General features: G+C 76.0%; 17 protein-coding genes. 10 read left to right on the top strand and 7 right to left on the bottom strand.

What is annotated here, in order from left to right:
• Positions 1 to 8 precede the first annotated feature (8 nt).
• Positions 9 to 3146 carry a beta-phosphoglucomutase family hydrolase gene (locus OOT42_RS10490; protein WP_273651168.1) on the bottom strand — a complete coding sequence of 1046 codons (3138 nt, stop codon included), beginning with the start codon at positions 3144 to 3146 and terminating at the stop codon, positions 9 to 11.
• 177 nt (positions 3147 to 3323) lie between these two features.
• Here OOT42_RS10490 and OOT42_RS10485 point away from each other — a divergent pair, with 177 nt between their 5' ends.
• The 6 genes from OOT42_RS10485 to sigJ all read left to right on the top strand — a co-directional run bounded on the left by OOT42_RS10485 (position 3324) and on the right by sigJ (position 7995).
• A complete protein-coding gene (locus OOT42_RS10485) occupies positions 3324 to 3965 on the top strand; it encodes a type IV toxin-antitoxin system AbiEi family antitoxin (RefSeq protein ID WP_273651167.1) in 642 nt (213 codons plus the stop codon).
• Positions 3962 to 4318, top strand: a complete 357-nt coding sequence (locus tag OOT42_RS10480) for a nucleotidyl transferase AbiEii/AbiGii toxin family protein (RefSeq protein ID WP_273651166.1) — start codon at positions 3962 to 3964, stop codon at positions 4316 to 4318. The genes OOT42_RS10485 and OOT42_RS10480 overlap by 4 nt, the downstream gene beginning before the upstream one ends.
• Complete coding sequence (locus OOT42_RS10475) at positions 4291 to 4722, top strand: nucleotidyl transferase AbiEii/AbiGii toxin family protein (protein WP_273651165.1); 432 nt, start codon at positions 4291 to 4293, stop codon at positions 4720 to 4722. The genes OOT42_RS10480 and OOT42_RS10475 overlap by 28 nt, the downstream gene beginning before the upstream one ends.
• A gap of 95 nt (positions 4723 to 4817) precedes the next feature.
• Positions 4818 to 6281 carry an NAD(P)/FAD-dependent oxidoreductase gene (locus tag OOT42_RS10470; RefSeq protein WP_273651164.1) on the top strand — a complete coding sequence of 488 codons (1464 nt, stop codon included), beginning with the start codon at positions 4818 to 4820 and terminating at the stop codon, positions 6279 to 6281.
• Entirely contained in the window at positions 6278 to 7036 is a 759-nt protein-coding gene (locus OOT42_RS10465) for an SDR family oxidoreductase (protein ID WP_273651163.1), read from the top strand. The genes OOT42_RS10470 and OOT42_RS10465 overlap by 4 nt, the downstream gene beginning before the upstream one ends.
• Positions 7037 to 7068: 32 nt before the next feature.
• Positions 7069 to 7995: an RNA polymerase sigma factor SigJ gene (gene sigJ, locus OOT42_RS10460; protein WP_273651162.1), complete on the top strand. Its 927-nt coding sequence runs from the start codon at positions 7069 to 7071 to the stop codon at positions 7993 to 7995.
• On the opposite strand, the gene OOT42_RS10455 is transcribed toward sigJ, so the two are convergent.
• Positions 7985 to 8836, bottom strand: a complete 852-nt coding sequence (locus OOT42_RS10455) for a PhzF family phenazine biosynthesis protein (protein ID WP_273651161.1) — start codon at positions 8834 to 8836, stop codon at positions 7985 to 7987. The genes sigJ and OOT42_RS10455 overlap by 11 nt on opposite strands.
• 37 nt (positions 8837 to 8873) lie before the next feature.
• Between OOT42_RS10455 and OOT42_RS10450 the strand changes: the two genes are divergently transcribed.
• The 4 genes from OOT42_RS10450 to OOT42_RS10435 all read left to right on the top strand — a co-directional run bounded on the left by OOT42_RS10450 (position 8874) and on the right by OOT42_RS10435 (position 14824).
• Positions 8874 to 10595 (top strand): DUF885 domain-containing protein, encoded by a 1722-nt coding sequence (locus OOT42_RS10450; RefSeq protein ID WP_273651160.1) that lies wholly within the window; start codon positions 8874 to 8876, stop codon positions 10593 to 10595.
• A 38-nt stretch (positions 10596 to 10633) separates the two neighbouring features.
• Positions 10634 to 11626, top strand: a complete 993-nt coding sequence (locus OOT42_RS10445) for a hypothetical protein (protein ID WP_273651159.1) — start codon at positions 10634 to 10636, stop codon at positions 11624 to 11626.
• Positions 11627 to 11789: 163 nt separating this feature from the next.
• Positions 11790 to 14144, top strand: coding sequence for a hypothetical protein (locus OOT42_RS10440; RefSeq protein WP_273651158.1), 2355 nt, complete (start codon positions 11790 to 11792; stop codon positions 14142 to 14144).
• A 116-nt stretch (positions 14145 to 14260) separates the two neighbouring features.
• Positions 14261 to 14824: a hypothetical protein gene (locus OOT42_RS10435; RefSeq protein ID WP_273651157.1), complete on the top strand. Its 564-nt coding sequence runs from the start codon at positions 14261 to 14263 to the stop codon at positions 14822 to 14824.
• Between the two features lie 64 nt (positions 14825 to 14888).
• Here OOT42_RS10435 and OOT42_RS10430 read toward each other — a convergent pair whose 3' ends face one another.
• From OOT42_RS10430 to OOT42_RS10410, 5 genes are all read right to left on the bottom strand, one after another.
• On the bottom strand, positions 14889 to 17624 hold the full coding sequence (locus OOT42_RS10430) for a hypothetical protein (protein WP_273651156.1): 2736 nt from the start codon (positions 17622 to 17624) through the stop codon (positions 14889 to 14891).
• Positions 17621 to 20791 carry an FtsX-like permease family protein gene (locus OOT42_RS10425; protein ID WP_273651155.1) on the bottom strand — a complete coding sequence of 1057 codons (3171 nt, stop codon included), beginning with the start codon at positions 20789 to 20791 and terminating at the stop codon, positions 17621 to 17623. Before OOT42_RS10425 ends, OOT42_RS10430 begins: the two co-directional genes overlap by 4 nt.
• Positions 20784 to 21485, bottom strand: a complete 702-nt coding sequence (locus OOT42_RS10420; protein WP_273651154.1) for an ABC transporter ATP-binding protein — start codon at positions 21483 to 21485, stop codon at positions 20784 to 20786. Before OOT42_RS10420 ends, OOT42_RS10425 begins: the two co-directional genes overlap by 8 nt.
• Complete coding sequence (locus OOT42_RS10415) at positions 21482 to 22393, bottom strand: ABC transporter ATP-binding protein (protein WP_273651153.1); 912 nt, start codon at positions 22391 to 22393, stop codon at positions 21482 to 21484. The genes OOT42_RS10420 and OOT42_RS10415 overlap by 4 nt, the downstream gene beginning before the upstream one ends.
• 228 nt (positions 22394 to 22621) lie before the next feature.
• Positions 22622 to 23584 (bottom strand): phosphotransferase, encoded by a 963-nt coding sequence (locus OOT42_RS10410; RefSeq protein WP_273651152.1) that lies wholly within the window; start codon positions 23582 to 23584, stop codon positions 22622 to 22624.
• Between the last annotated feature and the right edge of the window lie 201 nt (positions 23585 to 23785).

Raw genomic sequence — 23785 nt, 5'->3', positions numbered from 1 at the left:
GTCGGGCGTCACGCGTCGCGCGTGTGGTACTCCCCGGGGAAGCTCACCGGCTCTCCCTGACGAACCGTGAAGGGCGTGCCGCGGTGCCGTCCCGTCACCGGTTCGCCGCTGCGCACCGTGTACGTCACGAGGTCCTCGCGGACGTCGACCTCGAGCACCGAGCCGCGGATCTGCAGCGGGAACCGCATGCGCCGCGCACGCGTCGGGAGCATGGGGGAGAACTGCGTGCCGCGCCAGCGGTAGCCCGCGAACCCTTGCACGAGCGCCATCCACATGCCGCCTGCCGAGGCCGCGTGCACGCCGTCGCGCAGGTTGCCCGCGCGGTCGGTGAGGTCGATCGACGTCGCGTCGACCAGGTACTCCTCGGCCGTGCGGAACTTGCCTACGTCGGCGGCGGCGATCGCCTGCATGCACTCCGACAGCGAGGAGTCGCCCGTCGTCAGCGGGTCGTAGTACTCGAAGATGCGCCGGCGCTCGTCGGGCGTGAACCGCTCCGGGAGCATCACGGTCGCGAGCACGACGTCGGCCTGCTTGATGACCTGGTGGCGGTAGATGACGAGCGGGTGGAAGTGCAGCAGGAGGGGGTACATCTCCTGCGGGGTGCCCGCGAAGTCCCACCGCTCGAGCCGCGTGAACGCGTCGTCCTGCAGGTGCACGCCGAACGTCTCGTCGAACGGCACGTACATCGCCTCCGCGGCGCGCCGCCACGTCGCGACCTCGCTGTCGAGCACGCGCAGGCCGTCGACGAGCACGGCGTGCTCCTTCGGGTGCTCGCGCGCGAGCCAGTCCAGCGTGTCGGCCGCGGCGCGCAGGTTCTCCGCCGCCATGAGGTTCGTGTAGAGGTTGTTGTCGACGACCGTCGAGTACTCGTCCGGGCCCGTGACCCGCATGATGACGAACCGCCCGTCGTGCCGGTCCGAGAAGTACCCCAGTCCGGCCCACATCCGTGCCGTCTCGACGAGCAGCTCGGCGCCGTGCTGCACCATGAGGTCGGTGTCGCCCGTGACCGTGACGTACTGCTCGAGCGCGTACGCCACGTCGGCGTCGATGTGGTACTGCGCGGTGCCGGCCGCGTAGTAGGCGGACGCCTCCTGGCCGTTGATGGTGCGCCACGGGAACAGCGCGCCGTCGCAGCCCACCTCTCGCGCGCGCGCCCGTGCCGCGGGCAGCATGCGCACACGGTGCATGAGCAGGCTGCGCGCGATCCGCGGCGAGGTGTGGATGAGGAACGGGAGCAGGTACGCCTCGGTGTCCCAGAAGTAGTGCCCCTCGTACCCGGTGCCCGTGAGTCCCTTGGACGGCACCCCGTGGCCTTCGCTGCGCCACGTCGCCTGCAGGAGCGTGAACTGGTTGTAGTGGACGGCCTGCTGCCCCTGGGACGTGCCCGCGAGCGCGACCTCGCTGCGTTCCCAGAACACGTCGGCCTCGCGCTCGTGCGCCGCGCGCACCGCCTCGTAGCCCGCGTCGCGGGCGCGGTGGATGGTCATGCCGGCGCGGTTGAGGAGCTCGCCGGCGTCGTCGTCGCCGTGGTGGTAGGCGAGCCACTTCGTGATCCCGACGGGGACGCCGACCTGGGTCTCGACGTCGAAGACGACGCGGGCCCGGGCGGGTTCGACGCGGGTCCCGACGTGGGTGACGCCGTCGTCGACCTCGTGGTCCATGGCGGCGGCGACGGTGAGCCCGGACCGGGCGGTCGAGTAGGCGCGCACGACGCGCAGGCCGTCGGTGCGGTCAGGTCCGGGGCGCAGGGAGCCGGTGACCTGGCGCGACTGGCGGGGGTCGAGGGTGACGTCCTGGCCGACGGGGTCGGTGGGGGCGACGAGCTCGGACGACAGGACGACGCGCCCGGGTGCGTCGAGTGCGGTGATCTCGTAGCGCAGGACGGCGAGGTGGCGTTGTGCGAGGGAGACGAGGCGTTCGCTGTGGAGGCGGAAGCGGCGGCCGTCGGAGAGCTGCAGCACGACGGTGCGGGTGAGGACCGCGTGGCGCATGTCGAGGGTGCGTTCGAAGTGGCGGACCTCGGTGTTCTCGCATGTGACGGGCTCCTCGTCGACGAGGAGGCGGACGGCGGTGCCGTCGGGGACGGGGAGGATCGTCTGCCCGGTCGTGGCGAACCCGTGGGCGGCCTCGGGGTAGACGATGGGCCACGTCTCGTGGAACCCGTTGAGGAGGGTTGCGGGGGACCGGGCGGGTGCGCCTTCCTCGAAGGCGCCGCGGATGCCGAGGTAGCCGTTGGAGAGCGCGAAGAGCGTCTCGGTCTGCTCGGTGCGCTCGGGGGTGAACGCGTGCTCGACCATGCGCCACGGGTCGGGCGGGACGTCGGTGGAGGTCGCGACGATGCGGCGGGCGGCGTCGCGCAGGCGGTGGGTCCGGGGGCCGGCGCGGTGCACGTCCTCGTCGGGGTCGGCGAGCAGCTCGGCGAGGTCCTGGACGACGACGTCGGCGCCGTGCGCGGCGAGGGCTTCGGCGTGTCCGTCGCGGTCGACGCCGACGACGAGCCCGAAGCCGCCGGCGCGTCCCGCCTCGACGCCGGCGAGCGCGTCCTCGACGACGACGGCGCGGCGGGGGTCGACGCCGACGCGGCGTGCGCCCTCGAGGAACCCGTCGGGTGCGGGTTTGCCGGGCAGGCCGAGCTCGAGGATGGTCTCGCCGTCGACGCGGGCGTCGAAGAGCTTGGCGATGCCGGCGTGCTGGAGGACGGCGGCGCAGTTGCGGCTGGAGGAGACGACGGCGGTGCGCAGGCCGGCCTCGCGGATCTCGCGGACCCAGGCGACCGAGCCGGGGAACGCCTCGACTCCGGAGCGTTCGAGCTCCTCCTCGACGAGGAGCTGCTTGCGGTTGCCGAGGCCCCACCAGGAGTCCTCCTCGGGTGGGGAGTCGGGCCCGCCGGGCGGGAGGGTGATGCCGCGGGACGCGAGGAAGTCGCGGACGCCTTCCTCGCGGGTCTTGCCGTCGACGTGGGCGGCGTAGTCGACGCGGTCGTCGAAGCGGGGGGTGTGGGTCCCGTGCGCGCGGTCCCAGCCGTCGAGGAAGTCGTCGAAGGCGCGCTTCCAGGCGGCGGCGTGGACGGTGCGGGTGGTGGTGAGGACGCCGTCGAGGTCGAAGAGGACCGCGTCGAAGTCCTGCAGGGCGACGGGCGACGGCATCTCGGACCTCCCGTGCGAGGCCGTCCGCCGTCGTCGGCGGCGCGCACTTGACCTCGACTGTCCCGATCCTTGGGCGGTTCGGGGGCGGTGGCAACCGGACGGCGGGTGACCTGCGAGCTCGTGCCGCAGCCGAACATCATGTGTCGGATCTGTAGCCTGGCAGGCTACAATGACGACATGACACGAGAGCGTCCGCGACTCGCCACGTGGCCCCTGCGCGCCGTCACGCCGGCGGACCTCACGGACCACTACGTGAACCCGCGCGCGGTCCTCGCGCAGAAGGCCCGTCGGGGCGAGGTGCACAAGGTCGCGCACGGCGTGTACGTCGCGGTGCCAGACGACGCCTACGACCCGCACCGGTGGCGACCGGCGCTGGAGGCGGCGGGCGCTGCGGTCGCCACCACCGCGACCCGTGCGCGCCCGGTGGCGGTGGGGCTGACGGCGGCGCGGCTGCTGCGCGCGCTGCCGCGGGCGCACGCGCGTACGACCTACGCCGTCCCGGCGCGGCACGCGGACGTGCGCCTCGTCGACCGCCCGCACGGCGTCGTGGGCTTCGTGCGGCGTGACGTGGCGGCGCTGCCGACGACGACGGTGCGCACCGAGCTCGGCGAGGTCCTCGTCACGACGCCCGAGCAGACGGTGCTCGACCTCGCGCTCAACCGCACGAAGGCGGATCCCGGCGCGGTCGCCGAGGCCATCACGAACCTCGCGCCCCGGGTCGACTGGGCGGTCGTCGCGGAGCTCGCGCGCACGCAGCGAGGCGGTCCGACGGCCCTGGCCCGGCTGCGTCGTGCGGTGCCGGACGCCGTGGCCGCATGAGGCTCGACCCGGGCGAGCTGTACGACGTCGCCGACGCGTTCGGCGTCGACCTCGACCAGGTGCGGCGCGACCACGTGATCTCGCACGTGCTGGCGTCGATCGCGCACCGCGAGCGCGACCGGTTCGTGTTCTACGGCGGCACGGCGCTGTCGCGCACGTGGACGCCGGACGCGCGGCTGAGCGAGGACGTGGATCTGCTGGTGCGGGGGTCGCGGGCGGAGGCCGGGCGCGCGCTGGCCGCGGCGCGCTGGCGGCGGACGTCGGCCCGCACGTGGCGTCGTTGTCGTGGTCGCGGCCGCCGGGTGAGGCGCGCGACGCCGAGGCGGTGTTCCTGTCGGTGGGGGACGACGTGACGATCAAGTTCCAGCTCGTGGGTGCGGCGGGCCGGCCGGCGTGGCCGACGCAGCTCGTCGACGTGGTGCAGCGGTACGGGGACGCACGGCCCGCGCGGCTGCACGTGCCGACCCGCCCGGCGGCGGCTGCGATGAAGCTCGCGGCGTGGGCCGACCGGCGGGCGGCGCGCGACCTGTACGACCTGTGGGAGCTCCAGCGCCGCGGGCTGGTCGACGCGGACGCGGTCGAGGTGTGGACGCGGTTCGGGCCGTCGGCTCGACCGCCGGGGTCGTGGATCTTCGCGTCGGTGCCGAGCGAGCGCGACTGGCAGGACCAGCTCGGGCACCAGACGAGGTTGGGCGTGACGGCGCGGGACGCGGCGCACGCGGTCGAGCGGGCGTGGGCGGAGGCGTCCGCGGCCTAGCGGGCACGCCGGGAGGTCGCGTCGGGTGTGGTGCACGTCACGTCACGAACGGTGACGCGGCGCGGTCGACCTACCGAGAGCGATCGGAGGTTGCTGTGCGACGGATCCTCATCGTCGGAGGCGGTTACGCGGGCTTCTACGCGGCGTGGCGCCTGGAGAAGCGGCTGCGGCGGGGCGAGGCGGAGGTCACGCTCGTCGACCCGCGCGGCTTCATGACGTACCAGCCGTTCCTGCCCGAGGTGGCCGCCGGGTCGGTCGAGGCGCGGCACGTGGCGGTCTCGCTGCGCGCGCACCTGCGGCGGACCCGGGTGGTCACCGGGCACGTGACGGCGGTCGACCACGCGCACCGGACGGCGACCGTCCGGACGGGTGACGGCCACGAGCGCGCCGTCCGGTACGACGTGCTCGTCGTGACCGCCGGTGCGGTCACGCGCACGTTCCCCGTACCGGGGCTGCGCGACGAGGGGATCGGCCTCAAGCACGTCGAGGAGGCCGTCGCCGTGCGCGACCGGGTGCTCACGTCGTTCGACGCGGCGGCGAGCCTGCCGCCGGGTCCCGAGCGGGAGCGGCACCTGACCGTGACGGTCGTCGGTGGGGGGTTCACGGGCGTCGAGCTGTTCGGCGAGCTCCTGGCCCTGTCGCGGGACCTGCTGCGCCACTACCCGGAGCTCCGCGGCGACGAGCCGCGGTTCCACCTCGTCGAGGCCCGTGACCGGGTCCTGCCCGAGGTCACCGACCGCCCGGGCCGCGCAGTGGTGCGTGAGCTGACCCGTCGCGGGGGCCGGGTGCACCTCGACGCGCAGGTGCTGTCCGCGACCGGCGGGCACGTCGTGCTGTCGACCGGCGAGGAGTGGGACACCGGGCTGCTCGTGTGGACGGCGGGCAACGGCTCGCACCCGGTCGTCGCGAACCACACCGACCTGCCGGTCGGCGAGCGCGGCCTCGTGGTCGTGCGCGGCGACCTGCGGGTCGGCACCGACGACGCACCCGTGCCCGACGCGTGGGCCGCGGGCGACAACGCAGCCGTGCCCGACCTGACGTCGGACGTGCCCGGCGCACGGACCGTCCCGAACGCGCAGCACGCCGTGCGGCAGGGGCGGCTGCTCGCGGACAACGTGCTCGCCGACCTGCGCGGGCGTCGAGTCCGGCGGTACCGGCACCGCAGCCTCGGCGTCGTCGCGACGCTCGGCCGGCACCACGGCGTCTTCCAGTACCGGCGCGTCGTGCTCACCGGGTGGCTCGCGTGGGCGTTCCACCGGGGGTACCACGTGCTCGCGGTGCCCACGTGGGAGCGCAAGGTCCGCGTCGCGCTGCTGTGGGCGTCCGCCGGGCTGTTCGGGCGGGACGTCGTCTCGCTGCCCGGCGTCGGGCACCCGCGCGCCGCGTTCGTCGCCGGCGGCGACCCGGACGCGCTCGTGCCGCCGCGACCCGGCGGCGACCGGTCCCGGTCGACGCTCGTCGCGACGTGCGGGCGGCCGTCGTCGCGCGTCGCCGCCCGCTCGACCGCACCACAGACCGCATCACCCACCGCACCACCCAGCCACAGGAGGTCAGCATGAAGATCGTCGTCATCGGCGGCACCGGCCGGATCGGCTCGCAGGTCGTCGCGCAGCTGCGCGAGCGCGGCCACGACACCGTGCCCGCCGCGCCCAGCACCGGCGTCGACACCCTCACGGGCGCGGGCGTCGCCGAGGCCGTCGCCGGCGCGGACGTCGTCGTCGACGTGTCGAACTCGCCGTCGTTCGCACCCGACGACGTGCTCGCGTTCTTCACCACGTCGACCCGCACGCTGCTCGCGGCGGAGCAGGCCGCGGGCGTGCGGCACCACGTCGTCCTGTCGATCGTCGGCGCGGACCGCGCGCCCGACAGCGGCTACCTGCGGGCGAAGGTCGCGCAGGAGGCGCTCGTCTCGGCGTCGCCCGTGCCGTTCACGATCCTGCGCGCCACGCAGTTCTTCGAGTTCCTCGCCGCGATCGCGGACGGCGCGACGCAGGACGGTGTCGTGCACGCGACGACAGGGGCGATCCAGCCGATCGCCGCGCAGGACGTCGTCGCGGCCGTCGTCGACGTGACGCTCGCCGAGCCGGTGGGCGGGGTCGTCGAGGTCGCCGGGCCCGAGCGGTTCCGGATGGACGAGCTGCTGCGCGCCGAGCTGGCCGCGGCGGGCGACCCGCGCGAGGTCGTGTCGGACCCCGAGGCCCGCTACTTCGGCACGCTGCTGGACGGCACGACGATCGTGCCGCTCGGCGACGACGCGCGGCTCGGCAGCACGACGCTCGCCGCGTGGAGGACCGCGCAGGCGGTGGCCCGCTGACCGCCGGGGGTCCCGGTCCTAGGGTGAGGGTCGTGACGCACGACGCCGCGCCGCCGCGCCCGCAGCCGGGACCCCCGTCCGTCGCGGACGACGACGTCACCGACTTCCTCCAGGTCAGGCCACAGCTGTTCGGCATCGCGTACCGGATGCTCGGTTCCGTCGAGGAGGCCGAGGACGTCGTGCAGGACGCGTGGATCCGGTGGCAGAACACCGACCGGCGCGGCGTGCAGAACCCGGCCGCGTTCCTCACGACCACCACGACCCGGCTCGCGATCAACGCCGCGACCTCCGCGCGGGCACGCCGCGAGACCTACGTCGGCCCGTGGCTCCCGGAGCCGGTCGACACGAGCGCCGACCCGCTGCTCGGTGCGGTGCGGGCCGAGGCGCTCGACGCGGCCGTCCTCGTGCTGCTCGAGCGGCTCACCCCCACCGAGCGCGCCGCGTACGTGCTGCGGGAGGCGTTCGACTACTCCTACCGGCGCGTCGGGGAGGTGCTCGACGTGACCGAGGCGCACGCGCGGCAGCTGGTCCGCCGGGCGCGCACCGCGCTGGGGTCCGGACGGCGCGCACCCGCCGACCCGGTGCGCCAGCGCGAGCTCGTCGCCGCGTTCCTCGCCGCCGCCCGTGCCGGGAGCGTCGCGGACCTCGAGCGGCTCCTCGCCGACGACGTGCACGCGCGCTCCGACGGCGGCGGCGTCGTGCACGCGGCGAAGGTCGAGCTGGTCGGGCACGATCGCGTCGTCACGCTGCTCGACAACGTGCTGCGCAAGTACTGGCGCGACGTGCTGTTCTCGGTCGTCGACGTCAACGGCGGCGCCGGCGTGCTGGTGCACCGCGCCGGCGGCGAGGTCGGTGCGGTCGTCCTGCTCGAGACGTCCGACCGCGGCATCGAGCAGGTCATGCTCGTGCTCAACCCCGACAAGCTCCGCCGCTACGGTCGCGCCGACGTCACGCCGTGAGTGCCGCGTCGCCGTCGAGGACCGTGACGGTCGCGCCGCCGACCCACACCTGACCGTCCGCGTCCCGCTCGACGTGCACGCGGCCCGCCCGGCCCAGCACCGTGCCCTGCGCGGCGACGTACCGCTCCGGCGCCCGGCCCGTGCGCGTCAGCCACTGCCCGACGGACGCGTTGAGGCTGCCCGTCACCGGGTCCTCCGGCACGCCGATGCCCGGCGCGAACCCGCGCACCTCGAACGCCGCCGCCGCGCCTTCCGGGTACGGGCCGACCAGGCCGAGCTTCCCGACGGGCGAGCCCGCGAAGTCGGGCCGTGCGCCGAGCACACGGTCCGCCGAGTCGACGAGCAGCACCGCCCACGCGGGCCCGTTGTCGAGCAGCCGGTGGTCGACGACGGCCTCCCGCGGGACGCCCGCCGCTGCGACGCACGCCGCGAGCTCGGTGTCGTCGAGCGGCCGGTCCTCGCGCGGCGGCGGTGCCGCGAACGCGAGCGACCCGGCCGCGCGCCGGATCGTGACCAGCCCGACGCCGCACTCCTGCACGACGCGGTCGCCGCCCGCGGGAGCACCCGACGCGGCGAGCCATGCGTGACACGTGCCGAGCGTCGGGTGCCCCGCGAACGGCAGCTCGCCGCCCGGCGTGAAGATCCGCACCCGGTAGTCCGCGCCGCGCGTCGTCGGCCGCAGCAGGAACGTCGTCTCGGACAGGTTGGTCCAGCGTGCGAAGGCCGCCATCCGGTCGTCGGTCAGGGCGTCGGCGTCATGGACCACCGCGACCGGGTTGCCGCGCAGCGGCTCCGTCGTGAACACGTCGACCTGCGAGAACCGGAGTGAGCGGGCGGCCATGGCCGTCAGGCTACGACGGCCGGGTTAACGTGCAGGGATGGTCCCCGCGCAGCCGTCCCCGTCGCCCGCCCCACCTGCACCGACCGCCCGGCAGGTCGCCGACCGGTGGGTCGACACGCTCGCCGACCTCGACCCGTCCGTCGGCACCGCGCTCGGGACCCGGCCCGACGACCGCCGCATGCCCGACCTGTCACCGGACGGCGCGCAGGAGCGTGCGGACGCGGCCCGCCGCGTGCTGGCCGACCTCGACGTCGCACAGGTCCTCGACGACGACGACCGGCGCTGCGCCACGCTGCTGCGCGAACGCCTCACGGCACGCCTCGCCGAGCACGACACCGGCGAGGACCTCGCCGCGCTGCGCCCGATCGCGTCCCCCGTGCACACGCTCCAGTCGATCTTCCTGCTCATGCCCACCACGACCGCGCACGACTGGGAGGTCGTCGCGGCCCGCCTCGCGCAGGTGCCGGCCGCCGCCGACGGGTTCCGCGCGACCCTCGAGGAGGGACTGCGGCGCGACGTGCGCAGCGCACCCCGCCAGGCGGAGGCCGTGGCCGGGCAGCTCGCCGAGTGGCTGGCGGCCGACGACGGGCGCGGGTGGCACGCGGGCTTCGTCGCGCGGGCCGACGCGAGCGGTGTGCCCGCGTCGCTGCGTGCCGAGCTCGACGCGGCCGCCCGCGCCGCCGCCGAGGGGGTCGACCGGCTGCGCCGGTGGATCGCCGACGCGTACCGCCCCGCCGTCGACGACGTCCCCGACGCGGTCGGCCGCGAGCGCTACCTGCTGTCCGCGCGCCTGCACACGGGTGCCGACCTCGACCCGCAGGAGGCGTACGCGTGGGGCTGGGAGGAGCTCGCGCGGATCGAGGCGGACATGGCGGAGGAGGCGGGCCGGGTGCTGCCGGGGGCGTCCGCGCAGGAGGCGCTCGCGCACCTCGACGAGCACGGCGAGGCGGTCGAGGGCGTCGAGGAGGTGCGGGCGTGGCTCCAGCGGATGATGGACGACGCGATCGCCGAGCTCGACGGCACGGTCGTCGACGTCGCGGAGCCGGTGCGCCGGGTCGAGGCGATGATCGCGCCGCCCGGTGCGGCGGCCGCGCCGTACTACACGCGTCCGTCGCTGGACTTCTCGCGCCCGGGACGCACGTGGCTGCCGACGCTGGGCCGTGACCGGTTCCCGACGTGGGACCTGATCAGCACCTGGTACCACGAGGGTGTCCCGGGGCACCACCTGCAGCTCGGGCAGTGGGCGTACCGCGCGGGGGACCTGTCGGTGTTCCAGACGTCGGTCGGGTCGGTGCCGGCGACGACCGAGGGGTGGGCGCTGTACGCGGAGCGGCTGATGGACGAGCTCGGCTACCTGCGCACGCCAGGTGCGCGGCTCGGCTACCTCGACGGGCAGCGGATGCGGGCGGTCCGGGTGGTGATGGACATCGGCATGCACCTGGGGCTGCCGATCCCGTCGTCGCACGTGTTCCACCCGGGGGAGCGGTGGACAGCCGACCTGGCGGAGGAGTTCTTCGGGCAGCGCAGCGGGTCGCCCGCCGCGTTCGTGCACAGCGAGATCGAGCGGTACCTCGGCTGGCCGGGGCAGGCGATCAGCTACAAGCTCGGCGAGCGTGCCTGGCTGTCCGGGCGCGCCCGCGCACGCGAGCGTCGTGAGGCGGCGGGGCAGACATTCGACCTGCGGGCGTGGCACACCGCGGCGCTCGGGCTGGGCTCGCTCGGGCTGGACGACCTCGAGCGGGAGCTCGCGGCACTGTGAGCGCCGCCTCGCGGCCGAGCGGGTCGCCGGTGCACCTGATGCTGCGGCTCGGGCTGCCGCGCGACCCCCTCGCGACGCGGCACCTCGGCACGTTCCTCGTCGTGACGGCGGTGACGGTGCTCGTCACCCGCGCGCTGCTGGCCGCGGCGGGGTACCCGCAGCTCGGCGGCGGCGGGCTGCACGTGGCTCACGTGCTGTGGGGTGGGCTGCTGATGGCACTCGCCTTCGTGCTGCTGCTGTCGTTCCTCGGGCCGGTCCTGCGCCCGTTCGGGGCGATCATCGGTGGGATCGGCTTCGGCCTGTTCGTCGACGAGGTCGGCAAGTTCGTCACGTCCGACAACGACTACTTCTACGAGCCGACGGCGGCGATCATCTACGCCACCGTCGTGGCGCTCGGCCTCGTCGCCGAGGCGCTGCACGGGCGGCGGCCGCGCGACCCGCGCGAGGCGCTCGCCGCCGCGGTCGACGAGGCCGTCGCGGGTGTGGTCGGCGGTTTCTCCCGACCGGCGCGCGCGCGTGCGGAGGCACGGCTCGCCGAGGCGGGTGACGTCGCGGGCGCAGCCGAGACGGCGGCGCTGCTGCGGACCGTGGTGGACGACCACGACGAGCTGCCCGACCTCGTCGACGTGCTCGCGCGGCGCACCGTGCGGGTCCTCCACGTGCTGGTGCGGGCACGGTTCGTGCCGTGGCTCGCCGTGGCGGTGCTCGTGACCACCGCGGCCGTCACCGTGACGCGCGGGCTGCTCGCCTGGGGCGACCTCGGCGGGCTGTGGTGGGTCGCGGCGGGCGTCGTGCTGAGCGGAGCGGTGAGCGCGGCGTTCGCCGTGGTCGGGCTCGTGCGCGTCCGCCGGGACGCGATCGAGGGGTATCGGTGGTTCCAGCGGGCCGTCCTCGTCAGTCTGCTCGTCACGCAGTTCTTCCTGTTCCGGCTCTCCGAGTGGGACGCGAGCTGGGGGCTGCTGGTCGACCTGCTCGTGCTCGGCGTCGTGAGCGCCGAGCTCGAGGTGCTGCGTCGCGCCGCCGAGCGGTGACGCGCCCGCATCGCAGCGCCGGTGGGGTCGCATCCCGGGTTGCACGAAAGGGAGGAAAGGGACGCGCGCCCGTTCCGGCGGCGTACGTCCGCGCGTATCGTCGCAAGCCAGGGGAGACCGACCTTCGGGATCGTGCATGGCGTCGCGTCCGCACCATGGCGCCATGGCGTGGCGTACCGCGGTGGGGGCTCGGGCACGAGCGCTGGCCGGCTGGAACCGCCGACACGTCGTGGCTGTGCTCGCGGGCGCCCTCGTCCTGGTCGGGCTGACGGCTGTCGCCCGCGACGAGGGCTTCCCGACGGCCGCGGTCGACGTCGGTGGCGGCACCGTGTGGGTGGCGTCGCCGACCGTGGGCCAGCTCGCGCTGCTCAGCGGGCCGTCCGGGGCGCTGGCGGTGCGGGTCAAGGTGGCCGACGCGAGGCAGGACCTCCTCGCCGTCCAGGCGGGCGAGACCGGGTACGCGCTCAACAGGACCACCGGCACCGTCGTGCGCGTGGACCCCGTGTCGTGGCAGAAGACCGAGAAGCGGCCGCTCGAGGGCGCGGGCGAAGGCCTCGGGCTCACGGCCGGACGTGACGCCGTCTTCGCGGTCGACGGGCGTGGGGGCACCGTCGTCGAGGCGGACCCCGCGACGCTCGAACCTCGCGGGCGGCCCATCGGTCTCGTCGGCTCGGTCACCGAGGGGGCGTCGGTCGTCGACGACGACGGAGCGCTGTGGCTGCTCGACGAGACGACGGGGGACCTCGTCCGGTACACCGACGGCGAGCCGCGCTCGTGGGACGGCGTCGCACGCCCCGGGACGGGCCGGCTCGTGCTCGTCGACGGTGCGGCCGCGGTCGTCGACCGGGTCACCGACACCGTGCGCGTGCTACGGCGCGGCGGACCGTCCCGACCGGTCTGCCTCGGTGTGGACACGGATGACGACACCGTGCAGGTCGGCGGGTCCGGGACCAGCGCGGTGGTCCTCGCGGCCTCGGGGCGCCGCGGCGTGCTGCGGATCGCCGACGTGGAGGACGGGCGTTGCGTCGACGTGGTCCCGGGCGTCGGTGCACCCGGTCAGCGCCTCGGTGCGCCCGTCGAGGTGTTCGGGCGCGCGTTCGTCCCGAACTACTCCACGGGCGAGGTCGTGGTCGTCGACCTGGGCACCGGCGCGATCGTCGCCCGCCCCGAGGTGCTCGACCCCGAGACGCAGTTCGAGCTGGCCGGACGCGACGGGTTCGCGTTCTACAACGACCCCGCGAGCGAGCACGCGGGTGTCATCGACCTCGACGGCGAGGTCCGGCGCGTCGCGAAGTACTCGACGGACGCACCCGACGAAGGCCTCTTCGAGCCCGGCAGGGACGTCCCGCCGGCGGTGACGCCCGAAGGGCAGGAGGCGGTCGCACCTCCCCTCAGCGCACCGCCCCCGACCGCGACCCCCTCGCCCACCCCGGGCGCCCCGGAGAAGGAGCAGGACGACCAGCCCGGCCCTCGGGCGGACCGCGTCCCGCGCGGACCCGTCACCGACGGCAACCCTCGCACCGCCCCGCAGAGCCCGACCGAGAGCCCTCCGCCGGTGCCGGTCGTGGTGACGGTCGTCGTCCGCGGGCCCGGGGTCGTGACGCTCGCCTCGCCGGCCCTCCCGGGCGCCACGACCTGCGGCCCGGACGCCACCTGCCCCGTCACGGTGCCCACCGGGGCGCCCGTGCAGCTCGTCGCGTCGCAGGACGCCGGTGAACCGGAGCTGCTGGCGTGGGAAGGGTGCGACGAGCAGTCGTCCGGGGCGGACGGGTCGACGTGCGCCGTCGTCGCCGGCACCCGCACGGTGGCCGCTACCTTCGCGTCCCCTCCGGCTCCCCGGGCGGCAACGCTCGCCGCGCAGTTCACCACGAGCGACGTGCTGCTGCAGGACGTCGCGCACCTGCTCGTCACCGTCGACTTCGACGCCTCCGCACTCCCGGGCCGAGTGGTGGCCACCGTCCCCCCGGGCCTGCGTCCGCTGCTCCCGCTACCCGCCGGATGCGCCCAGAACACGACGGTCGTCTGCGACGTCGAGGTGCCGCACGCGGACCTCGACCTGCCCTTCACCGCCGTCGCCGCCGGGCAGGCCACCGTGCAGGTCGACCTCCGCCTCGGCCCTGACAACGAGCTGTCGACGACGAAGCCCGCGGCGATCACCGTCGTCGCCCCGCCGACCCTCAGCAGGGTCGATCTTCGGGTCGTCCCGGCCGTCGTGTCGCCGGGGGCCTCAGTCACGGTCACCGTCGACGTGCAGATGAACGTGGCGATGTCCTACACGATGGAGCTCAGCCTGCCCAACGCCTTGGCGATCGACCAGCCGTTCGACCGCTGCAGCTGGGAGGGCGACGACGTGCAGGGCGTCATCACCTGCCAGCGGGACGGGATCGTCGGCAGCACCTCGGTCCCCTTGCAGTTCAAGGCGGCGTACGAGGTCTACGCGCCCCTGAGGGCGACCGTTCGCGCGGCCGACGGATCAGTCCTGTCGAGCAACGAGGAGTGGATCGACGTCGGGCCGTGAGACGCGCGCACTTGCGGCGAGGACGACCGTGCCCGATCGGATGCCCGAGAGACGCTTGCCGCGCCCGGCACCGCCTCGCCACCGTGGCCGTACACCGGCACGGGGGGGAGTCCGAGATGGCCACGGCAAGCAGCTTTCTCGCCGACATCGTCGTCCGCGCAAGGACCAACGCGCCGAGCGTCACGACCGCGACCCTGCAGCGCAGCTCGCAGCGAGAGGGTGTCCGTCGCTGGAGCCCGGGCCTGAGCGGCTTCGGCTGGGGCATCAACGGCACCATCGTGACGAGCTCGAACAACGACCCGATCGGGATCAAGATCGGGGTGCTCCAGTGGTTCAGCGACCGGATCACCAACCGGTCCGCGTCACCGCCGGACTACCAGCAGTTCTCTGCCCGGGACCGGGACCGGGCGACGCTCACGTTCACCCGCGACGGCAGCGACCAGGTGAAGCTGCGGGTCGACCTGCTCACGTGGAACTCGAACTTCGAGGTCAGGAGCTTCCTGTTCGACGAGGAGACTCAGCAGCTCCTGTTCCACGTCCCCGGCGCGGGCGCCGGATCCCCGCGCGCCATCATGATCGTGACGTTCCACCCGACGGGCTCCTTCGGGTTCCTGCGCCCACCGTTCACGATCCCGTTCCCGATCCCCCCGTTCCGAGGGGTGCGCCGAGCCCCGCACTGACGTCCTGGTCTTCCGGCCCGGTCAGCACGAGCTCGCCCCGCGACGCGACGACGGTGCGTCCTGCTCAGCGCACGCGCAGCACCTGGCCGAGGCGTTCACGACGCCGGGTCGACGACTCGACCGCCACGACCGCCAGGACGGTCGCGGCGAGCAGCGCGACCGGCACGGCCGCCCACCACGCCGGTGCGACGTCGGGGTCGGTCGCCTGCCCGGTGACGAGGCGCAGCGCGAGCGGACCGACCAGCGCGCCGACGAGCAGGACGCCGAGCACCGCGCCGCCGAGCGCGCCGACCAGCGTGGACGGCAGCAGCTCCCCGGCCGCGACGCGCGCGGCCGACCGGCCCCGCAGGCCCAGGACACGGGCGGTGGCGAGCGACCGGGCCCGGGCGGGTGCGGTCGCGGCGGCGTCGAGGACGACGACCGTCGACGCGAGGCCGGCGCCCACGACGGCCACGAGCACGACGAGCGCCAGGAGCCCGCCGGTGAGCGGGTCCGACCGCCGGTCGGCGAGCCACTGCGCGCGCGTGAGCGTGTCCGCACCGGCGGTCGTCGCGGCCGTACGAGCGGCGGTCGCTGCGCCCGGTCCGACGGCCCACACGGTGTCGGGGTCGGCGGCCACGAGGACGGCGTCGACCTGCCGGGAGCCGGTCCGCTCCGACCGCACGTGCGCGAGGGCCTCGGCGACCGCGGCGAGCGCCGCACGGTCGACCACGACGGTGAGGTCGGTGCTCCCGGCGTCCCGGGCCGGGAGCGCGGGGGTCTCGCCGACCGGGTCGAGGTCGAGGGTGACGTCGCCCCACCGGAGCGAGGCGTCGGTGCCGAGCAGCGCGGCCGGGACGAGCGCCGGCAGCGGGCCGGGGGTCGTGCGGGTCCGCGCCGCGGCGGACGCGTCGTCGAGGAGCGCGAGGGAGGGAGCGGCGCCGAACGGGGTGCGCGCGAGCAGGTCCCCGTAGGGGCCGGGGTCGACCGCGAGCACGCGCACCGTGTCGACGCCACGCACCCCGAAGACCTGGCTGTCGTCCTGGGCGCGGCCGACGGCGACCGCGTCGACCCCGTCGGCGGAGGCGAGCGTCCCGGCGACGTCCTCCAGGGACGCGTCCGGTGCCGTCGTGCGCACCACGACGTCGGCGCCGACGGCGTCCCACGCGCCGTCGTCCTGACCCGAGCGCGCGGTGCCGGCCAGCGCGGCGCACAGCGCGACGAGCGAGGTGAGGACGACGAGCGCGACGAACGGCAGGACGGCGTCGGAGGTGCGGGCGCGCGCCATCGCGAGCAGCGGGCCCGCCGTGCGGGACCGTCGTGCGACGCCCAGGGCCGCGCCGACGAGCGGCGGGACCGCGCGCCACAGCAGCAGCCCGACCGCGGCCGCGACCAGCACGGGCGCGGCGGCGAGCAGCAGGTCCGCCGCGCCGGACGACGAGGCCACCCCGCGTCGCAGCAGCGCGGCCGTCGCGCCGGCCGCGACGAGGAGCAGCGCCGCCTCGAGCGACACCCTCCGCACGGTGCGGACGCGCTGGGCGAGGCGGCGCCGGTGACGGTCGGTCGGGACGCGGCGCGGGTCGCCGCCGCGGGCCGTGACGATCGCGGACACGGGCGGTGCGAGCACGCCGACCACGACGACGGCGACGACCCAGGGCCACGTCACGGGGCCGGGCACGACGAGGGCGCCGGCCGTCAGGCCCTCCGCGGCCCCGACGGCCACGACGACCGCGGACTCGGCCGCCGCCGTGGCGCCGACGCCGGCGAGCGACGTGCCGCGCGCGCGGACCGTCCGCAGGGCCGTGGTGCGCCGACGGGCGAGCAGGTCGGCGCCGACGAGCAGCACCAGCGCGGCACCGCACGCGAGGCCGGTGAGCACGACGACGGCCTGCGCCCACGTCGCCGAGACGCGTTCGCCGACCTGCGTGAGCAGGAGGTCGAGCCGGGAGGTCACCCGGACGTCGGACCCCGGCACGACGAGGACCTCGGGCGACGCCTCGAGCGCGGCGACGAGCCGCTGCACGTCCGTGACCCCGGCGTGGTCGAGGGCCTGCGGGTCGACCGGCAGCCGGAACGTGCGGGTCACGCCGTCGGGCTCGAGGGCGGCGCGTGCCGCGGGGAGCGACGCGGCCGAGAGCAGACCGCCCACGACCGTCGTCCGGTCGCGGCTCGGGCCGTAGACGCGCGGCTGCAGGAGCTCCGGCCGTCCTGTCCACGCCGGGTCCAGGGGGTCCGTCGCGACGAACACGCCGGTGACGCGCACGGGGACGGTGCCACCGTCGGCCGTGCGCACCTCGACCGGGTCGCCGGCACCGATCGCCAGGGTGCGCGCGACGGCGTCGGAGAGCGCGACCTGCACCGCGCCGTCCGGCCCGGGTCGCCCGGGCGCGACGCCGTCGAGCCACCGGACGTCCGGCTCGCCCCCGGCCCACACGTAGGTCATCGCGAGGAGCCCGCCGGTCGGCACACCCGGGGTGCTGACCCGCAGCTGGGCGCTGCCGGACGTCGCGACCGGGGGCCCGAGCACCGCGTCGAGCGCGGGCGGGAGCGCGTCGTCGATCTGGCGTGCGACGTCGTCGACGCCGACCGTCGTGTCCGTGGGTCCGGCCGAGGCGTCCGACGCGCCCGCGCCGTACCGGCTGGTGACGACGAGGTCGGCGGCCGGGTCGGCCTGCGCCACGGCGGTCCGCACGGCGGTGTCGGCCTGCCGCGCGAGCAGCCGCGGCACGGCGTCCGTGAGGCCGACCATGAGCGCGACGACGAACGCCGTCACGAGCAGGGGCCAGAGGTCGGCGCGGGCCCGGCGCCAGGCGGCGCTCACGTGAGCGCGTCCGTCCGCAGGCGCGCGATCGTGGACCGGCGGACCGCGCGGGCCGCGAGCGGGACGACGATCACCGCACAGCCCAGCAGCAGCACCGCGAGCGCCGCCGCCTGGGCCGGCCACGGCCAGTGCGGGACGGCGGCGGGCACCGGCGGGAGACCCTGGGGGGACACCGCGAGGAGCGGCCCGACGGCCCAGCACGCGAGCGCCCCCAGCAGGCCGCCGAGGAGCACGGGCGCGGTGACGAGGATCCCCTGCTCGGCGAGCACGGTCGTGAGCACCGACCGTCGGGGTGCCCCGAGGCCGCGCAGGCGGGCGACGTCGAGCTCGCGCGCCTCCAGAGCGGAGGTGGCGTGCAGGGCGGTCCCGGCGAGGGCGAGCACGACGGCCGCGACCACGAGCAGCGCGGCGGCCGCGCGCTGCGCGGCGCGCAGCGGCCCGTCGACGGCCTCGTGTGCGACGGCGGTGCGCGTGGTGACGGGCCCGACGCCGGTGGCCTCCAACGTGGGGGCGGCGTCGGCACGGACCTGCCCGCTCGCCCACCACGCGTCCGTGAGGGGTGCGAGGTCGCCCGCGGTCAGGGTCGCGCGGGACAGGGTGTCCACGTCCGTGACCACTGCGGGTCCGCGGGGCTGGGACGGGACGTAGGGGACGACGCGCAGCACCGTCGCCTCCACGCGGGTCAGCCCGAGCGAGAGCTGCACGCTGTCGCCGGGGTCGAGGCCCAGCTCGTCGGCGAGCGGTGCCGACACCACGACGGGGACCAGTTCCACCGGGTCGAACGCGAGCGCGGTGAGCGGGCCCTCCGTCCAGAACAGTGCCGGGAGCTCGACGTCCCCCCGGAGCTCGAGGCGCACGCCGCCGGGCACGTCGCGTGCCGTGACGTCGTCGAGCGTGGCGACGACGACGTCGTCGCGTCGCGGGCTCGCGACGGACCACGCACCGGCCTGCGCCGCGGTCGCGCCGTCGAGGGTCACGTCGAGGGCGAAGTCGGGCGAGCCCTGCTGGTCGGGGTCGGCGCCCGTCGCGGACAGCCGGGCGTCGACCGCGACGACCCGGGCGCCCGGCGGCACCGTCACCGTGAGGTCCGTCGTGGTGCCGTCGAGGGCGACGGTGCCGACCGGGAGCGCGGTCCGGGCGCCGTCGCCGTCCTGCACGACGAGGCTCACGACAGCGTCGACGCCCACGCCGTCCTCGACGCGACCGGTCACCGTGAGGTCCGTGCGCTCGTCCGGCAGCAGGACGCCGTCGACCGGTGCGGCGGGTGCGAGCCCGGCGGTGGCGTCGTCCCAGCCGCCCGACCGCAGCCGGCCGCGCAGCAGGCCGTCGGCGTCCCGCGTGTCGACCGCGACGAGCTGCACGGGCGCGTCGCCGCTGCTCGCGCGCGAGCCGAGCACCGTGGGGCGCGTCGTGACCGGGCTGACGCGGGCACCCGTCGCGGCCCGCACGTGTGCGCCGGCTGCCAGTGCGTCCGCGGGTGCGGGGACCGACAGGTCCGCGCCGACGAGCGCGGCCGCCTGGTCCCGCTGGGACTGCGTCCAGGTCGCGGCGAAGCCGACCCCGAACGTCGCCGACGCGGTCGCGAGGACGAGCAGGAACGCCGCGGCGCCGCCCTGCCGCCGTCGGGCCACGGACCAGGCGGCGAGGGGCAGCGTCAGGGTGCGCGTCGACGCGGCACGTGCGTCCAGCCGTGTCGCGAGCAGGGTGAGCGGACGCAGCACGAGGACGGCCCCGGCCAGCAGGCACACGACGGGCGCCGAGACGAGGACCGGGTCGACGAGGTCGCCGGTCGACACGCGGTGCGCGCGCAGCTGCAGGTACGCGAGCGCAGCGAGCACGAGGAGCAGCAGGTCGGCGCCCGACCGCGCCACGACACCGAGCCGGTCGTCGCGCGCACCCCGGGGCGCCGCGGGCCGCAGCCAGGGCAGCACGAGCAGGACGCTCAGCACGAGCGTCACGGCGGCGACGGCCCCCCCGACAGGGGCGAGCCCGCCCGGGACGTCGGCGGCCGGTCCGAGCCCGACGGCGTCGGCCAGCGCGCGGTACAGCCCGACGGCGAGCGCGGTCGCGGGGACGACGCTCAGCAGCGCGAGCGCCCCGGCCTCGACGGCCGCCTGCCCGACGAGGCGTCCACGCCCCATCCCGCGCGCGCCGAGCAGCGCGGCCTCGGGGGAACGCCTGCCGGCGACGAGCCGGGCGGCCAGGGCGACCGTGGTCGCCGCGAGCGCGCCGCCGAGCAGTGCGACGGCGAGCACCCCGGAGCCCGTGACGCGCGTCTGCTCGCGGGCCGCGTCGAGCGTCGCCGCGAACGGTCGGTCGACGACGACGTTCTGGGCGTGGTCCTGGAGCGCGGCGTCGAGGTCGCCGCGGAGGGCGTCGACGGCGGCGCCGGCGCGTGCGAGGTCGGCGGGGGAGGCGTGCGTGAGGTCGGGCCGCACGACGAGCGTGACCCGTCGCACGGGCACGTCGGCGGCGGCCACGCCCCCGGGCGGTACGACGAACGGGCCGTACCCGGCGATGTGGCCGCGGACGTCGGGGGCGACGCCGGCGCCGCGCAGCGGGTCCTCCTGCCACACGGCGCCGGCCCGCGGCGCGAACGTCCCGACGACGGTGAGACCGACGCCCGGACCGCCCACGTCGGCGGAGAGGGTGGTCGTGCTGCCGACGTCGAGCCCCAGCGCCCCGGCGGCGGTCGTGGGGAGCGCGACCTCGTCGGTCGCGGCCGGCCAGCGGCCCGTGACGAGCGTCGCGCGGGCGTCGGGGTCGTCGAGCTCGGCGAGGTACCCGAGGCGGACGGGCCCGCCGTCGCTCGGCAGGTACCGCAGGACGCTCGACGTCCAGATGGTCCGCGTCGTGGGGAGGTCGCCGAACGGCGCGGTCAGCAGGCTGGTCGCGGCGGCGACGGCGTCGGACGGGTCTTGTGCGGTCGCGGCGACGAGCGGGTCGACGTCGGGGTCGTCCGGGTTCTCGGGGAAGCCGAGCGCGGCACGGACCTCGACGTCGGCGGCGGGTGCGTCCGCGAGCGCGAGCTGCAGGGCGCGCTGCGGCGCAGCGGTCGTGAGCAGCACGCACACCCCGACGAGCGCCGACCCGACGACCATGACGGCGAGGACGGCGGCGAGCACCCCCGCCTGCGCGCGGCCCCGGCGCCAGACGTGCTCACCCACGGGCGACCGTCTCGACCACCCGGCCGTCCACGAGGTGCAGCGCGCGGTCCGCGAGCGCGATCATCACGGGGTCGTGCGTGGAGACGACGGCCGTCATGCCCTCGGCCTCGACGACGCCGCGGATGAGGGCCATGACGGCGAGCCCTGTCTCGCTGTCGAGCTGTCCCGTCGGCTCGTCGGCGACGAGGAGCCGCGGCGACGACGCGAGCGCGCGGGCGATGGCGACGCGCTGCTGCTGACCGCCCGACAGCGCGTCCGGGCGCTGCTGGGCGTGGGGCGTGAGGCCGACGAGCTCGAGGAGCGTCTCGACCCGGCGCTCGCGCACGTCGACGGGGGCCTCGTGGAGGCGCAGGGGGACGCCGACGTTCTCGGCCGCGGTGAGCGCGGGCATGAGGCCGAACGTCTGGAAGACGAACGCGACGCGGTCGCGGCGCAGGGTCGCCTGGCCGTCGTCGTCGAGCGCGGCGACGTCGACGCCGTCGACGTGCACGGTGCCCTCGTCGGGCCGGTCGAGGCCGCCGACGAGGTTGAGCAGCGTGGTCTTGCCGGAGCCGGACCGACCGACGAGCGCGAGGAGCTCGCCGGGGGCGACGTCGAGGTCGACGCCGCGCAGCGCGTGCACGGCGGCCCGGCCGGTGCCGAACGTGCGGTGCACGCCGCGGACGCGGACCGCGGCGCCGGGCTCGCGGCTCACCGGGGCCCGCCGTCGCGCCAGACGGCGAGGTGGTCGGCCTCGAGGACGAGCCGGACGCGGCTGGTGAGGGCGAGCGCCTCCCGGTACTCGCGGGGGACCTGGAGCCGGCCCGCGCGGTCCATCACGGCGTACTCCTCGTGCACGACGTCGCCGTCGGTCTCGCGGCGCAGCACCTCGCTGCTGGTGCGTCCGTCGCGGATCGCGACGGTGCGCTCGACGAGGGAGCTGACGGCCGGGTCGTGCGTGACGACGACGACGGTCGTGCCGGCGTCGCGGTTGACGGTGCGCAGCGTCTCGAAGACCTCCTGCGTCGTGGTGGTGTCGAGCTCGCCGGTGGGTTCGTCGGCGAGGAGCAACCGGGGGCCGTTGGCGAGCGCGGTCGCGATGGCGACGCGCTGCTGCTCGCCGCCGGACATCTCGTGGGGCTGCCGGTCGGCGACGTGCGCGACGCCGACGAGGTCGAGCAGCTCGTCGGCGCGCCGGCGTCGCTGCCGGCGGGGGACCGTGGTGACGGGCAGCGCGACGTTCTGCCGCGCGGTGAGGTAGGGGAGCAGGTTGCGGGACGTCTGCTGCCACACGAACCCGACCATGCGTCGGCGGTACGTGACGCGGTCCCGGGCCGGCATGGCCATCAGGTCCCAGCCGCCCACGCGGACGCGGCCGGCGGTCGGCGCGTCCATCCCGGACAGGACGCCGAGCAGCGTCGACTTGCCGGACCCGCTCGCGCCGACGACGGCGACCATCTCGCCCTCGTGCACCAGCAGGTCGAGCCCCTGCAGCGCCTGCACCTCGACGCTGCCGGACTGGTAGATCCGCACGAGGTTGTCGCAGACGACGAGCGCGTCGTGCCCGTACTGCGCGGGGCGTGCGGCGTTGCCGCCCAGCGCGTCGAGCGTGCTCTGGGACACGGGCGGCTCCCTCCGTCGCGCGAACGTCCACCGCGCAGACTAGGCGTCCGGGGCGTCGCCACGGGGAGGTGGTGCCGTGGTGCCGGCTGTCGTGCGGGGGTGACGGCGCGGTTCCGCCCTCCCGAGGGCCTCGACCTCGGTGTGCGCACCTCGTGCCCACCGCCAGCCGGGCGCCGGTGCGCACCGTCGCGCCTGACGATCCCGACGCCGTGCGGCCGCGCCGGACGCTCAGGTCCGCACGTCCAGCAGCCTGTCGAGCCAACGGTCGACCCCGGTGCGGTAGTACTCCTTCATCGCCGCGGCCCCGGGTAGCCGGCGGCACGACTCCCACACCAGCGCACGACCGACGGCCGCGGTCCGGCACGCGAGGTGCACGACGTCGAGCGCCTCCTGGTCGAGGTGCTCCTCGCGGCCCGCGAGATAGGCCCGGATGAGGTCCCGGCGGTCGGCGTCCCCGGCCGAACGGAGGTCGACGGCGCCCCGGTCCGCGAGATCCAGCGGGTAGAGCAGGCTGGCCCAGGGGTGCGCGACCGACGCGTCCGCCCAGTCGATGATGCGACGGCGCCCGTCCGCGCCGCGGACGACGTTGCCCGGGTGCAGGTCGTCGTGCTGCACCGAGGGCGCGGCGTGGTGGCTCGCGAGGACGGCGGCCCAGCGCGCGACCTGACCCTGGCGTGCACGCAGCCGGGTCGCCGTGTCGCCGTCCACCGCCCGGTCCGCCTCGGCGCGGTCGACGACGCCGCGGAACTCGCGCTCCAGGGCCGCGGGACGGAGGTCGGGGACGCCGCGTGCGACGAGCGCGTCCACGTGCGGCTCGACGAGGCGCTGCAGCCGCCCGTACTGCTCGAGCACCGAGCACCAGTCCTGGTGGCCGAGCGGGAGGACGGCACCGGCGTCCCGCACCAACAACGCCGAGAGCGTCCTCTCCGCGGCGAGCAGCTGCGGGACGTGACCGGGGGCGAGCGGCACGAGCGCGTCGAGCAGCGGCGCCTCGACACCACGGCGCGTCAGGTCGAGCTTGAGCCACCCGGTGCCGGACGCCGTGCGGACCCGCCAGACGCGCGCCCACGGTCGGTCGTGCACGAGCTCGAGGGCGGGGCCGGGCCACGACAGCTCGTCGCAGACGCCCCGGATCCAGGCGTCGACCGCCGTCGGCGGGGCGGTCAGGTCCGTGAGATCGGTGGTCGGCAAGCAGCGGGCTCCCGTTCGTGCGGCGTCCGGCGGCTGTGCGTCCGGGCCGGCGCCCCCGACGCCCGGGACGCGAGGACGCTAGTGAGGCACGGCCGCGACCGTCAACGGACCGGGTCCGTTCTGTCCGGTGAGGGCGGGCTCGTCCCGAGGTGTCCGCGTTGCGCTACGATCCGCGAGCCCTTTGGAGACGATCGCAGGCAG

Source organism: Cellulomonas fimi, from assembly GCF_028583725.1.
Lineage (GTDB): Bacteria > Actinomycetota > Actinomycetes > Actinomycetales > Cellulomonadaceae > Cellulomonas > Cellulomonas fimi_B.
This window is presented reverse-complemented; position numbering and strand designations above follow the sequence as displayed.

Bases quoted from the DNA above. Each gene is read 5' to 3' on its own strand.
- OOT42_RS10490 (WP_273651168.1), bottom strand. From the start codon at position 3,146: ATGCCGTCGCCCGTCGCCCTGCAGGACTTCGACGCGGTCCTCTTCGAC.
- OOT42_RS10485 (WP_273651167.1), top strand. From the start codon at position 3,324: ATGACACGAGAGCGTCCGCGACTCGCCACGTGGCCCCTGCGCGCCGTC.
- OOT42_RS10480 (WP_273651166.1), top strand. From the start codon at position 3,962: ATGAGGCTCGACCCGGGCGAGCTGTACGACGTCGCCGACGCGTTCGGC.
- OOT42_RS10465 (WP_273651163.1), top strand. From the start codon at position 6,278: ATGAAGATCGTCGTCATCGGCGGCACCGGCCGGATCGGCTCGCAGGTC.
- OOT42_RS10455 (WP_273651161.1), bottom strand. From the start codon at position 8,836: ATGGCCGCCCGCTCACTCCGGTTCTCGCAGGTCGACGTGTTCACGACG.
- OOT42_RS10450 (WP_273651160.1), top strand. From the start codon at position 8,874: ATGGTCCCCGCGCAGCCGTCCCCGTCGCCCGCCCCACCTGCACCGACC.
- OOT42_RS10445 (WP_273651159.1), top strand. From the start codon at position 10,634: ATGCTGCGGCTCGGGCTGCCGCGCGACCCCCTCGCGACGCGGCACCTC.
- OOT42_RS10440 (WP_273651158.1), top strand. From the start codon at position 11,790: ATGGCGTGGCGTACCGCGGTGGGGGCTCGGGCACGAGCGCTGGCCGGC.
- OOT42_RS10435 (WP_273651157.1), top strand. From the start codon at position 14,261: ATGGCCACGGCAAGCAGCTTTCTCGCCGACATCGTCGTCCGCGCAAGG.